Annotated in this window: 12 protein-coding genes; 4 read left to right on the top strand and 8 right to left on the bottom strand. The window is 56.3% G+C overall.

Translation table 11 applies throughout. From position 1 onward, the window contains the following. Positions 1-175 precede the first annotated feature (175 nt). The 4 genes from AC5S26_RS19805 to AC5S26_RS19790 all read left to right on the top strand — a co-directional run bounded on the left by AC5S26_RS19805 (position 176) and on the right by AC5S26_RS19790 (position 2,334). Complete coding sequence (locus tag AC5S26_RS19805; RefSeq protein ID WP_494186653.1) at positions 176-421, top strand: hypothetical protein; 246 nt, start codon at positions 176-178, stop codon at positions 419-421. A 112-nt stretch (positions 422-533) separates the two neighbouring features. Beyond that, positions 534-971 (top strand): RidA family protein, encoded by a 438-nt coding sequence (locus tag AC5S26_RS19800; RefSeq protein WP_494186652.1) that lies wholly within the window; start codon positions 534-536, stop codon positions 969-971. 37 nt (positions 972-1,008) lie between these two features. Then, complete coding sequence (locus tag AC5S26_RS19795; RefSeq protein WP_494186651.1) at positions 1,009-1,185, top strand: hypothetical protein; 177 nt, start codon at positions 1,009-1,011, stop codon at positions 1,183-1,185. A gap of 621 nt (positions 1,186-1,806) precedes the next feature. Beyond that, on the top strand, positions 1,807-2,334 hold the full coding sequence (locus AC5S26_RS19790) for a CcdC family protein (protein WP_494186650.1): 528 nt from the start codon (positions 1,807-1,809) through the stop codon (positions 2,332-2,334). A gap of 237 nt (positions 2,335-2,571) precedes the next feature. Here AC5S26_RS19790 and AC5S26_RS19785 read toward each other — a convergent pair whose 3' ends face one another. From AC5S26_RS19785 to AC5S26_RS19750, 8 genes are all read right to left on the bottom strand, one after another. Further along, positions 2,572-3,138 carry a DUF417 family protein gene (locus AC5S26_RS19785; protein WP_494186649.1) on the bottom strand — a complete coding sequence of 189 codons (567 nt, stop codon included), beginning with the start codon at positions 3,136-3,138 and terminating at the stop codon, positions 2,572-2,574. 284 nt (positions 3,139-3,422) lie between these two features. Continuing rightward, entirely contained in the window at positions 3,423-4,499 is a 1,077-nt protein-coding gene (locus AC5S26_RS19780) for a 3-deoxy-7-phosphoheptulonate synthase (protein WP_494186648.1), read from the bottom strand. A gap of 841 nt (positions 4,500-5,340) precedes the next feature. Next, complete coding sequence (locus AC5S26_RS19775) at positions 5,341-6,696, bottom strand: alpha-amylase family protein (protein ID WP_494186647.1); 1,356 nt, start codon at positions 6,694-6,696, stop codon at positions 5,341-5,343. Positions 6,697-7,361: 665 nt separating this feature from the next. Next, entirely contained in the window at positions 7,362-7,619 is a 258-nt protein-coding gene (locus AC5S26_RS19770) for a hypothetical protein (protein WP_494186646.1), read from the bottom strand. Positions 7,620-7,821: 202 nt separating this feature from the next. Next, positions 7,822-9,549, bottom strand: a complete 1,728-nt coding sequence (locus AC5S26_RS19765; protein ID WP_494186645.1) for an amidohydrolase — start codon at positions 9,547-9,549, stop codon at positions 7,822-7,824. A 150-nt stretch (positions 9,550-9,699) separates the two neighbouring features. Continuing rightward, a complete protein-coding gene (locus tag AC5S26_RS19760; RefSeq protein WP_494186644.1) occupies positions 9,700-10,500 on the bottom strand; it encodes a HugZ family pyridoxamine 5'-phosphate oxidase in 801 nt (266 codons plus the stop codon). 285 nt (positions 10,501-10,785) lie between these two features. Continuing rightward, positions 10,786-13,209 carry an alpha-L-rhamnosidase-related protein gene (locus AC5S26_RS19755; RefSeq protein WP_494186643.1) on the bottom strand — a complete coding sequence of 808 codons (2,424 nt, stop codon included), beginning with the start codon at positions 13,207-13,209 and terminating at the stop codon, positions 10,786-10,788. Positions 13,210-13,214: 5 nt separating this feature from the next. Then, on the bottom strand, positions 13,215-13,388 hold the full coding sequence (locus tag AC5S26_RS19750; RefSeq protein ID WP_494186642.1) for a hypothetical protein: 174 nt from the start codon (positions 13,386-13,388) through the stop codon (positions 13,215-13,217). Between the last annotated feature and the right edge of the window lie 291 nt (positions 13,389-13,679).

The raw sequence follows: 13,679 nt of genomic DNA, 5'->3' as shown, positions 1-13,679 counted from the left end.
TTTAAACTAAGGTTTTCGTGGCAACGGTGAAACGATGTTTACTTGCAGTATTGTGGGACGATAGTGTGACGAGGTATCTGGATGAATCATCTTTGTACCGGGTTCTGAAGCTTCAGTAGTTGCTAATATGCGATAAAGAACGACAGATCAAAGCTCAAGTTAAGAGGTGAAGCTAATGGATAGAGGAATTGAAGCGATCATAGCCCGCGAAGCCGGTTACGGACGGGTAAGCAATGACAGCGAACGTTCTGAAGATGAATTGGTAGAAGAGGAAGAATTTCGTAGCGACGCTTACAGCGACGCTGACGCTCGCCAAGAGATGATCGAATCGGAAAACGATTCGATTGACACCCTCGTCAATGACAGCCAGGATGCCTCCACGGAAGGCATTGACAATGGCGGCTGGAACCACGACGACTAGCATGCCAAACTCCTCGATCGAGCACGTTTCCAGCCGATGGGCCTATCCGCAAGAATCACGAGACTTGGAGTGATTTAAACATCACGATAAGAATCGAAGGAGGACACAACGAATGGAGCTTTTGAAAGAGACTAAATCGTTTGGGCTGCTGGCGGAGAAACAATACGGATATGTGCAGGGAGTCAAGGTCGGCCAGATTATCTTTATCTCAGGACAGCTGAGCCACGATGAAGAGGGAAATATCGTCGGGCCGGCCCCGCTCGATGATTCTGGACACATTGCCGACCATTCAAACATGAAGGTCCAGATGCAGCATGCTTACGTGAACGCAAAAAAGGTTCTGGCTCAATTCGGAGCGACACTCAACAACGTTGTTGAAGAAGTTCTATATGTTACAGATATGGATCAAGCACTTGCAGTCGCTGGCCCTGTACGTAGAGAGGCATATGGCATAGCGATTCCACAAGTTGCTAGCACCATTCTAGTGACTCCTCGCCTGGCGTTCCGTAATCAGCTAATTGAAATCAAGTTTGTAGCAATGCTTGCTTAATGGAGAGTAAGGTAAGATTCGCTACATCGGCTTCTCAGTGCACTCGGCGAAGACGGCGTTGTCGGCGATGGACCGCTACAACTTTGACACTGTGCTTTTCCCGGTAATCTTTGTGCTCTTCACGCAGGCGAACTTCGGCCGGCAGATTCTGAAACGTGCACAAGAAAAGGGCATGGGAATCCTGGCATTGAAGGTGTTGGCAAAGACGGTATGATCTGCCGACCAGAAGCAGAACCATCCCGAGACAAAATGCTGATACCAGCCTGCAGCTTTCCCTGACGAAGCTTCGCTGGGGTTGCGCTGGACGCTGGGGCATCCAGTTATGACTGCATTGCCTCCCGGGGAAGAGAATATTACCGCCTGGCGATGGACGTGGCGCAGAACTACAGACCTCTCGATCAACATGAGGAACACGCGCTGCTGGCGGCCCAACTGGTGTCGAACCGATCTCCCATCTCGGCCCATCTCGGCAACGCGTCTAGGTCTGGTCTGCCTTCGTTACCAGACAAGAGTCGCCATAACACACGCATCTGAATCGTGTTCCTCACAAACCGGTTCAGCGCGTAGCGCGAATTCGTAGTGCCTGCGAAGTCGGCTTCGGCAAGTTTGGTTCTCAGCTTATGAGAACAGGGTTTAGCGCTCATTGACTGCTTAGCGGACGTATTGTCGGCGACACGGACATTTCAATCTGAGCGAGAGTGCTCCGCGGTGCCTTCACTGATTTCGGATAAGTACCTGGAAGTCGCTTATTTCTACCGACCGCTAAACGAAGTTCCCATCTCGTTTTCGCCTGCATCACTATCGTTGGCCGCGGCACACCGCTAAAATGGAAGTGATGTTATTCCCTACAGGTTATTCGGCGGTTGTTGCTTTACTGGGCCTCTTAGGTGTGTTTGTGTGGCGGATTCGCGAGGGGAGCCGGCAGGTCACGCCCAAAACCATCGTCTTTCCGCCCTTAGGCATGGCCACTGGTTTCTCGATGTTTGTTGTGTCGGGTTTCCGCGTTCCTCTCGCCTGGGCGCTCGGAGCCTTCCTCATCGGCGCCGTAATGCTTTCCTACCCTCTTATCCGCACCTCGCGACTCGTCCTCGAGCGGGACACCGTCATGATGCACCGATCCAAGGTTTTCTTCATGGTTGTGCTCATCCTATTCGCCGTCCGCTACCTGGCGCGCGACTACGTCGGCAAGATCATCTCCGTGCAACAGACCGCCGGCTTGTTCTTCATTCTTGCCTTCGGAATGATCGTCGCCTGGCGCACCGCTATGTTCTTCGAGTACAAGCGCCTCTTTGCGCATAGAATCCCGGGCGACTTGGCCAGGTCGAGTGACGAACAAGGAGAATCGCACACGCAGGAACGATAAGTCGGCTCGTATCGACTCGCGAGATCGCTTCCGAGAAGCGCGTTTGTCGTTGCCTATTCTGCAAGAGGTTGCACTAGCGTGAAGTCGTCAATTGAGGTCGAATGTTTCGGTTTGTCGGAAATACGCCAGGTTCGAACAAATTGGCCGCATATTTCACAGAATCGCGCACGCATAAAGCAGTCAGCTCGGCAAACGCAATATATCTTCGAAAGTCCGTTAGCATTTCCCGCAGACCCATCATCTCTGATTTTCAGCCATGATCGCTTTTCGGCCATAATAGCTGATCAGATAGAACGCAACTCCTAAAGAGATAATGTCCTTGAAGAGAAACAGGCCGAGATTGTTCATGTAATGGATGCCGTGAACCACGATGGTGCCATCCGGAGTCGTGATCAACATGCTGCTTGTGGTGAAGAACATGCCGACTAGAATGATCCCGCCCAGAATGCCTGCTTTAGGCTTAAAGTAGCCAATGATCAGTAGGATTGCTGCTGTCCATTCAGTGGCCCCGATCATATCCCCCAGAATATATGGCCCGAAGACCTTGAACTGCCAACTGGTAAGTGGACTGTTGCTGACGAGCGGAATTATGCCCTCTGCTCCGGGTGCTGTCATTTTGAACTTGCCTGCCCAGAGCAACATCACGATCATTCCAATGCTGCAAACAAGGAAAGGGATATTTCGATCTGCAACAAGCGCTGCGATCTTCGTTAGAACACTCTTCGCCTGTAGTTTGTTACCTGTGTTCGCCTGAGATCCGCGCGCACCATCACCCGACGCCTCAGCGGATGTCGTTTCAGTCATAAAAGGACTCCTTTTATACGATGATCCATCGTTGTCACATATTGAAGGCCGATTTGAAACGCTGTCAACCCCTTGGCGGTGGACAATCCGACGAGAGTACTCGACTCAAAAATTATTAATGCTGAACTTCGCCATCCCATCGGCGTTGATGGAGGCGTTCGCGAACGGGCCGGTAGTCCGAGGGTCTACTACGTGAGTACACCGTACACCGCGCGTCTACGATGAACCGCTGCAGCTGACGCCGTCAACACGGCTCCAAAATTGGAGCTGAAGGCTTCTCAGGACTAAACTCGCTCGCCGCGAAGATGAGTGCGCCGCTTTTGGACGGCTGTGGCGAGTTCACGGAGGAGTGTATGTGTCTCGGACCAGTCGATGCAGGCGTCGGTGATGCTTTGTCCATAAGTAAGGGTCTTGCCGCTTACGAGAGTCTGGCATCCTGCAACGAGATTGCTTTCGATCATGGCACCCGTGATGCGACGTTCCCCACCCGCGATCTGCTCTGACACAGCGCGACATACTGCACCCTGCTTGCGGTGGTCTTTTCCGCTGTTCGAGTGGCTGCAGTCGATCATGATGCGTGGTTTGACGCCCGTCTTTTCCATCTGCTCGACGGTTGAAGCGACCGAGGCTGCGTCGAAATTCGTCACCTGCCGGCCACCGCGCAGGATGACGTGGCAGTCTGGATTACCTGATGTGAGAAGGATGGCCGATTGCCCCGTCTCCGAAGTCCCGAGGAAGGTATGCGGATAGATTGCCGAGAGAATGGCTTCAATCGCAATCTGTACGTTGCCGGAGGTTCCGTTCTTGAAGCCGACCGGACAGGAGAGTCCTGACGCAAGCTGGCGGTGGACCTGGCTCTCGGTCGTTCGCGCGCCGATGGCTCCCCAGCTTACAAGGTCGGAGACGTATTGCGGCGAGATCATGTCGAGATACTCGGTACCGCAGGGAACGCCCATCTCCGCCAGATCGAGAAGCAGGCGGCGTGCAATGCGCAAGCCGTCACTGATGCGGAAAGATTCGTCGAAGTAAGGATCGTTGATCAACCCCTTCCAGCCAATCGTGGTACGCGGCTTCTCGAAATACACACGCATCACGATCAGAAGATCGCTGCAAAGCTCCGCAACCGCCTCCCTCAGCAATCCCGCATATTCCCTGGCAGCAATCGGATCGTGGATGGAGCAGGGTCCGACAACGACGATCAGGCGGTCGTCTGACCCGTTCAGGATGTCGACGATCTGACGACGTGCTTCGAAGACAGTGCTCGAAGCGTTCTCTGTGACAGGCATCTCCTCCTCAAGGAAAATTGGAGGAAGAACGAGTTTGCTGGATTTGATCCTGAGGTTATTTGTGGGATAAAGCATGGCCGCTTGATCAGAATACTAGGTATGGCTCGCCCGCTCCATCGCTAGCGTAAACACCCTGGCCACCATTTTAGAATCAATAGATCGAACGCGATCTAAGCTTCGCTCCCTCAGTCACATACATTGATTCCGAACCGCTTAGATTAATTGGAAGGCGGCCCTGAAGAGGCCGCGTCGGTTCGATACCATCTCGTCGACTCAAGATCACTTCCTTCCTCCTGTCGCTAAACTATTGAAACGATCATTTTAGAATGTTCCCTTATTGTTCCCCTTCACATTGACTACCATATAAACAGCTACCACGCGATTCGTGTGCAAAAGCTCTATGAGAGCCTCTCTAGAGCGACCAATGAAATGACCGCGAACCAGTTCCCGTTGACCTTCCCTCGTTGACCTTCCCTCTCGATGCGGGGGATTTCAGGACGTAATCGAAAAGCAAGCTCTCGACGAGTCCATGGTCGAAACATCAGCTACGAGAAATGAAAGGCTTCTAGAACAAGACCTCTAAGGCAAGCTGTTGTCTCTTGCCCTGTCCGGCACCGAGATTTTGCCCAAACCGATTACTTCCGATTTTCATGGTTAGTGGAGCAAACGGCTGACGTATTCGTCGCATTTAACGACTCGATGGTAGGGTGCCGTTAGGTCTTCGTAGACAGTCAGATTCTTGCGGACCAAACCATCAAGATTTGATCAGCCTAGCGCACATAGAAATTTCGCCCCTTGTTTCCGTAGGCGTACAGGACGTTCTTTTCGAATGCGACCGTGTTAAATCGAGGATTGTGGTGTCGCATCGGAGATATGCCAATCGTCAACCAGTGAAAATAAGTCTCTCTAATATGTCCTAAATCGAGAATGGTGATGCGCCGTTCTCGTCCCATCTATAGTTCACCTTCTTTATGTGGCTACCCTGCTGAAATGTCCAGTGTTGCGGGGTATTGGTGAAAAGAATGTCGTCGGCAGAAGCGGTAGGGGGCGCTGCAGCTGTAGCGAAAGCTTCACGAAGGGCTTCCCGTTGCTCAATACCGACAGCGCCATGTTCAGCCGAGACAATTAGCGCGGTTCCGCTGCGTGCCACAGCGTCAAGCCACATACGGGTCTTCTGCCATTCGATAGTTTTGGTGATAGGTACGCAGTCGGCATCAACCATAAAGAAGGCGCGGTTCTGTGGAAGGCGAAACGCTAACGTATTGACACCCATGCGACGCGTACGCTCCCAGACTCTGCCGCTCACGTCATCTCCCGTGCGATTAGCTTCGAACAAACCCGCCGCGAGATGCCCGATAGTGTTGCAACCAATGACGACGGTCTGCTCGCCCGCAGCCTCGCGTAGAGCGCGATACAGATTGAGCACAATCTCGGCGTTCGTCTGCGAGCGATCGTTGAAATGCCAGCCGCTCGTTGTGATTGATGGTCCCATCTCGCTCCCCCACTCTCCGAAGAGTTCGTATGTGGAGAAGTCATGTTTCACTAGATCATTGCCCCACCGCACAGCATTTCGCATAGTGTTGAGCGCTGCTTCAAGGGCTTCTGGAATAGTGGGATCAAAGGCGAGATCTTTGAAACGATCCTGGCGTCGTCCATAGCGAGACTCGGGAAGAAGCAGTTTGAGATTTGCGCCCTCATGCGCCTGTAGCGGACGAATCCACAATCCTGGGCGTGCGCCTTTCGAGCGAATCTGCATTGCAAGCTCTGCCATGTCGGGAAACGTCTGCTTGTTCTGCCAACCGTCGTCGACGATCGTGAACGGCCTCGAGCCCTCGGCGGGAGCAAGAGAAACTACGAGCTCCGCATCCTGAAGAATGCCTTCTGCGGTGTTTTTACCGTATGCGTAGTACCAGTCGTTGGATCCGTAGACGGTTGCTTTGGGCAGGCGTGGCGATGGGCACATGGTGCGGCAGAATGAAGACAAGGCTTTGTGGATGGACTCACCGCGATCTCCATGACGAGCGACCAGTGTTGCCGCCTTGAGAGTACGCGCTCCTAGGACCACACCATTCCCGCCATTCCGGACGTCAAGCCAAAGGGTAATTCCCGTGGAGTCGACCTGCCAGAAGGCAAGGCTGGCGGCTCCGGTCTGGACTCCATAACAATGAGTTGTCTCGTTTCGATAAATAGCGGAGTACCAAGGCAATGGGCGCTCGGGAATGACGTTACGCCATCCCAGATCACCATAAGAGCGTTCCCATGCATCACCCATTACCAAAATGTCCTCGGGATGGGATGCGCGCCAACGCAGTCGCAGATGAGTGAGTGCAAGAGTCGGTGAAGTGACCGATACGACAGTTCTCGTTTGCTCATTCTCCGTGGAAACGACTATGTCGCCAGAACTCCATCCGTTTCCGGAATGAAGCAACTGACGTGAGGAGCTCGGTCCCATATAGGCCGTTATAGATTCCGGAGTGTCACGAAGATCTATGAACGGCAAAGACTCCTTCCGAGCTTGCGCGGAGAGAGGAATAGCGGCGAGTGACGCGGCGGACGTTGCTCCCAGTATCAGATTGCGGCGGCTTATGGGTGAGTACGGTTTTGTCTTCACAAGAAGAATTATTCACTGAACCGGTCCCTTGCGTCTCGATTTGTTGATGCAAAGAAACCGATAACTTGCTCGCGAAAACTAGGGCTGGATTTCCGACTTCCACTTCCTGCATTTAGAAGCTGCTCGACGCAAGCAACCTTTACAGATGCCGTAGTCACTGCGATCCGACGTGGCTATATCGAAATGTGATTTTCTCTTCTAAGCACCATGTGCGAAAGGTTGAGGCCGTCTGACGTCATTTCCGATACTTCAAATAACGGCTGTCGAAAGTGATGAACGTCGGCCAATTGGGAGCCTGTGTGTGCCCACCGACATGCTGACGAAGGTTATCGCCTGCGATGAGCGGGGTTTCTATAGGCGGAAAACAGTTGTGTCGAGGCCACGTTTACCAAGCAAACGATAGACAGGCTGGCCGCGGCAGCGGCCATGAACATGTCCTCGGAGTCAGCCCAGCCATCGCTGTTGGAGGCTCTGCCTCCGATGAACAGAGGCCGCGGAGCGGAGAGGGCGATGAGTTCGTGGGAGTCGATTGGAAGATCGCTCCACTGAAGCGGACCGGCGTATTTGAGGAGGTTGCCAGCCATCCAATGATATTCCCTGGTGGCTGCATCATTTTCGACGACCTCACCCCCCAATTGAAGGATCCACTAACCATGCGGAAGAAAAATCGAGACTCATGTCTGAATCTGTTTGTTTGTGACACGGATCATGAGGCCTTTTGAAGGGCCTCATAAACCGTGGATTTTGACGCGGGTCGCAAAAGACCAGGCTCCGCCTCAGATGCATCTACTTGCCAGGACCTGCCTGATATACGATCTCTCCACCAACAACGGTGCGGAGGACTTTAGTGTGAAGCATATCTTCCGGGCTGGCCTTGGTGATGTCACGGTCGAGCACGACCATATCTCCAAGGAAGCCGGGTTCCAGGCGTCCGCGAATCTTCTCACGGAACTCCGCGAAAGCAGCAGCCTGAGTATAGGCATAGAGCGCCTCGTTCAGGCCGATGCGCTCCTGCGGCTCAAAGAGGGCGGTTCCCGCTTCGTTCTTACGGGTGATGGCGGCGTAGAGTCCGCGGAAGGGATTAATCGGTTCGACAGGGTAGTCCGTGCCGAAGGCGAGCGTGACGCCATGATCGAGAAAGGACCTCCAGGCGTAGGCGTATTTCGATCGCTCTGGGCCAAGGCGTGCTCCTGCCCAACTCATATCGGTGAGCAGGTGGCTGGGCTGCACGGACGCGATGACTCCGAGCTTGGCGTAGCGGTCGAAATCCAGCGGCTCCAGAACCTGTGCGTGCTCCACGCGCAGACGCAGATCGGCGGGCGTGAAATCCTTCGAGTTCGTGGTGACGATGGCGGCGTCGGGATGCGCAGGCGGTGCGGGATGGTTTGCGGGAATACCGACCTGCTCGGCTGCGGCGAAGGCGTCCAGGGCCATCTCGTTGGCGCGGTCACCGATCGCATGGAAGCCAAGCTGGAACCCGGCACGGGCGCGCTCAACAGACATTTGGTTCAGTTTGTCCTGATCATAACGAGGCAGGCCGGAGTTGCTCGGATCGTCGGCGTAGGGATCTTCCATGGCCGCAGTGCGTGAACCGAGGGAGCCATCCATATAGGCCTTCAGGAAACCAAGGTGCAGTAGCTCGTCATTGGACGAATGGCTGGCGCGACGCTGCTCGAGTACGGGCAAGGAAAGGCTGAAGTCCATCCACTCGCTCACGCGGAGCTTCAGTTTGTGGGTATGCTCCAGCTCTTCGAGGGCGAGAAAGTCCTCCCAGTCGGAGAGGTCCTGCACGGAGGTGACACCGTGCGAGAGCGCATCCTGAATGGCGATCTCCATTGCTTTACGACGCTCTTCCATGGACGGCGGAGGAACTCTGGCGAGAATGAGAGAGTACGCGGGCCGCTCACGGACGATACCGGTGGGATTGCCCTCCTCGTCGCGGTCGATCTTGCCGCCGACAGGATCTTTAGTGGTGGAGGTGATACCGGCCATGGCGAGCGCGGCGGAGTTGGCCACGACGATGTGCTCATCGACGCGGAAGAGGACACAGGGGTGGTCGCCGGTGACGGCGTCAAGGTCGGCCTTGGTCGGCAGCCTCTTATCGGGCCAGCGAGTGTGGTCCCATCCACCACCTTGAATCCAGAGGCGAGATTTGAGAGTCGCCGCGTAGGTCTTGATGCGGCCTTGTGCCTCGGCCGGGGTATTGGCTCCGTCGAGATCGACAGCGAGCTCCTTCTTTCCGGCGTTGGCCATGTGAGTGTGGGCATCGTTGAAACCCGGCATGGCGAAGGCGCCGGCCAGGTCGATGATCTGGGTCGAGGAGGTTTTGAGCTTCAGGATGTCGGCATCGCTGCCGACGGCGATGACTTTGCCCTGCTCTATCGCGATGGCGGTAACGCGGGCTGGGGTCTTGGCAGTATCGTCCTCGCGAAGATGGGCTCCGGTGAGAATGTCTCCGTGAAAAAAGATGGCGTCGGCGTGCGGCTGCTGGGCAGCAGCCGGGAGAAGAAACACGGCGGCACACGTCGCGGAGAAAAGGTTTCGATGGAAGCGGATCACGGTTTGGAGTGTATCAAGTGGTGCGCTGGATTGTGATGTGATTGAATCTTTTCCCACTTTCTTTTATGGAATGCCCCGGCAGTCTTGCCCGAAGGGGTTGTTCCCTTATGGCTTATTGGCCTGAGCCGCCCGAACCATATCGACAAGCACCTTGCGCGTTTCATCTGCGCTTTGGACTTCGCGGAGAAAGTTGATTCGTGTGCCCTTCGTCCCGTCCGCTGTCTTCAATCGAAGGTGAAACCCGAGGCGGTCTACTGCGGTCATGGTAGCTTCACTGGCTTCGAGACTTGAGTGAACTTTGGCCAGTAGGATCATCGCGGGGGCGTGGTCCGCATTCATATGGCTCAGAATCCTTGGAGCGGCCTCCGCGAGAGGATCGACTTTCGCAGTCCGATAGTCGTCCGCCGTCACCCAGCCCATCACTCCGAAGCCTCCAACATAATAGATGTCGAGAGGCTCCAATCGAAAAAAGCCAAAATCCTTGAAGTCGACCCAGGACCGGCTGTTCTCATACTTCGAAAGATAGCTTTCGCGAACTGCGGCATTCTCATCCTCGGTTACAGGAAGGACATCGCCGACTAGAGTCGCTCGTGCGGTGCCGAGCGGGTCACCGTCGCCAGCTTGCCCCACAAACAGACTGGAGCGCGGATCTTCCTGAAGATTCTGTGTATGCATCGCCACGTTGCTTATTAGAAAGACCGGCCGTCCTCTTCCGTCAATGGCGTAAGGCATGAGAGACCCAAATGGGTACCCTGGCCGCTTTCGAGATACCGTCGATAGGGTCGCGATGGTCCCAAGAGAGATTAGAGTTCGCACTCGTTCGGCGTAGGTTGGCTCTGGAAGCTGTGGGGCGCCCGGATCCGTATATGCATGACTGCGAGGTGCTCCGGAATTTATTGTGGACATCAATGTTCGGCTCCCACCTCTATCGTACCTTCCCTTAGACAAAGGCGTATTGTGAAGTGCGCTGGCACGCACGGTGGCCGGTAACCAGACCTTCCAGAGGGCTGTGCCCTCGCGCAGCGCAAGGAGTCTCCCCATAATTTTGCTCACACAAAATCACGCGATCAAACCTCGCCGCCGAGCTCTGACTCCATTCAGCTTCTGGCTCGCTTCCGCTTCGTCGATACTGCGCACTATTAATGCCACGCTTTTCCACGAGCTGATACACAGCACCGGTCATGAGAGTCGCTAGCCCGCAACTTCGAAGAGCGCTTTTGAGATAACTTTGTTTTTCGCAGGCGGCTTCGTGGCTGAAGGTACGGTGGCGGTTGTGATCTGGTAGTGGCCCGCGCCGGGGAGTTCAAGGACTCGCGTGGATTCGGCGGGCTCGTTCTTGAAGCACTTTCCGCAGTCGGCAAGGCGGCCATTGAGATAGACGTCGGCGTCGCGGTTGGACGGGGTAAAGGTGACGGAGGCTTTGCCGACTCCGCGGGGGAGATCGAGGATGATTCCTCGCTGCTTGTCGAGGTTGATCTTAATGAGGCCGTGCGGGGTGGGCACGGTGCCGTAGGCCCAGGCGAGATCGAACAGGTCGGGGTGAATATCTACGTTGCCGTAGCCGGGGTCGCGGGGGGTGACGCCGAGGACATTCTCGGTGAGCCAGGCGGTGGGGCCAGAGGACCAACCGTGGGCAAGGGAGACGAAGTAGCCTGCGGTATTGTCGGCCTGCAGGGAGAGGTGCGGCTCGGTCTTGGGCCAGCGGAGATCGTAGGCCTCCCAAAAGGAGGTTGCGCCTTCAGCGAGCATGCCTCCCCAGTACTGGCGTATCCAGTCGAGGGCCTCGCGGCGATGACCGAGTGAGACCATTGCGTCAATGACATAGGCGTTGAAGTATGGGCTAATGATTTGGTCGGCGGGGCTGTCCTGTTTGACGTGGGAGAGGACGTTAGTCCAGATAGCGGTTTTGTCGGGGTCGGGTATCGCGAGTGCGGCGAGAGAGTTGAGCTGCCAGGTTGTGCCGTAGGTGCCGGTATCGGGATCGCGGAATGTTGCCTGGGCCGCTGTAAGGGCGGCGCGGGCGTGGGTGTCGTACTTCGTGCTGTTCCCGTTGTCGCCCAGCCAGGTGAATAGGCGGGCTGCGGCGGTATAGGCCCGGACGTACTGCAGCTGGGTTCCGATGCGGGTTTCAGGTGTGTTGGTGTTGAGGTTGGGGGCCCAGTCGACGAAGAGCCATGCCTGTTGGGTGTTGGCGAGGAGACCGTTGGCATCGACTGTGGTGTCCATGCCAGCGAGGACGCGGAGGAGGTTGTCGCGCTGCGAGGCGAGAAAGTCCTTGTCGGTGGTGTGGAGGTAGAGATTGTAGAGGCCAACGATCCATTGAGCGGAGTAGCCGGGTATGCCGTTAATGGGAGGGGCTGGGCCGGTGCCCTCGGGCACCAGAAGACGAAGGGTCTCCTCGATGAGGCGGCGGTCGGCGAAGACGGTGGAGATGACGCGGCCGGCGACGTCGAGGTCGCCAGCCCAGCGTCCTCGATCGCGTTTGACGGCGTCCCAGATTCCGTCCTGCATGCAAAGGTGGGCGGTATAGGCTCCGGTCTCCCAGATGCGGTTGAGCAGGGGATCAGAGGACTGGAAGTGTCCGGCGTAAGTGACGGGGTAGTAGATGCCCTCGAGGCGAATGGACTTGAAGGGTGTGATCAGGGCTCCGCGGAGGAAGGAGATTCGGACGTACCGAAAGCCGGACTTGGGACCTCGGGCTGTGCCGTGCGCGGGAACTTCGAGGAGGTTGGTGCCGAGATAGTTGCCGCCGCGGCGGCCGGGAGTGTAGCCGGTGCTCATGGCTTCGATCTCGGATTCACCGTAGGCGATGGAGAGGGTGGCGATGCAGTCGCAGGCGGATTCGACGAGGAGGCGCCCGGCGACCTCGCGGCCGAAGTCGAGCAGGAGAGATGGGACATCTGCATCGGCGACGACACTGGGCAAGGTGACGGTGAAGGGTGAGGAGGACAGGCGAGTAAGGGCGTCGAGGTTGGTGAGGCGCGAGCGCCCGGCATAGATGTGAGTGACGGCCTGGGGCTTGAGCTCGTATGTGCGGAGCGGCTCGGACATGCCCGTGTATCCGGGCCAGGCGTACATGCCGGCGTCGGCGTTCCATTGGAAGAGATCGGCATTGCCTTCGATGGAGCCTAGGGATGCGGCCAGGGGCCAGTCACGGTCGTTGAAGGTGGGTTCCTGCCACCGCTCAGTACGTGCCGCGGTTGAGCGCCAGTTTTCGTCGGTGAGGATGAGGGTGGGTGCATCGACGCCGTAGGCTGCGGGGACGATCTTGGCAGCGAGGACTTCGCCGTATGCTAGCTGCCGGGTGACGATGGAGCCGCCCTCGCTGGCGACTCCGCGGCCGCGGATGGCCTCGATGGCGAGGGTGTTGTCACCGATCTGGAGCGCCTGGGTCGCGTCGGCGTGGAAGACGCGGAAGTTGATGGGCGCGTCAATGTTGCTGGAGAAGTCGAGGAGGAGATGCCCATTGAGATAGACGTGGGCTTCTCGAGGACCGGCGATGTATAGGGTCGCGACGGCGGGGATGTTTATGAGCTTGAAGCGGGCGCGAAAGAAGTGGGGGTCGGTGCGGAGCTGAGGCTGACTCGTGGGAAAGCTGCTGCGGTCGCGGCGCAAGGCAGTCAGGTCGCCGGAGGTCCAGAGGTATTGCTCAGGAGGGGGGTGCGGAGCGGCTGGGCTGTTGTGATGGAGTTGCGCGTCGGGTCGAGGCGGCCGTCGGGGAAGGTGGTTTGCGCGGGGAGAGTAGCGATGATGAGGATAACAGTGAGTGCGAGGAGAGGTCGCTGGATAAGCATGGGGTCGTGGATGTCGAACGGGCTGCCAAATCTACGTCAATAAGAGTGCCAAGCTTAGATAATGAGATGCAATATGGCCTTGAGACGGCGGGACGAAGGATTCCGGCGAGAAAGGGTCCGAAGAGGGGATGGTTAAACTTCCTCCATGAAAGCGTGAGCAAAGGCGGCGTGGATACGTGATCTTAGCCCAGTTCCTCGAAAGTCCGCTTGTCGGCAGCTTGGCTTCTTGTCTTTTCTTCTCATTGCGAAAGCTGCGGTACCAGATTCATCCGGATGGAAGCTAAGGCATAA

This window comes from Edaphobacter sp. FHG110511_03, from assembly GCF_059115365.1.
Note: the sequence above shows the minus strand (reverse complement) of the source record. Positions and strands in the feature narration are given on the sequence as shown.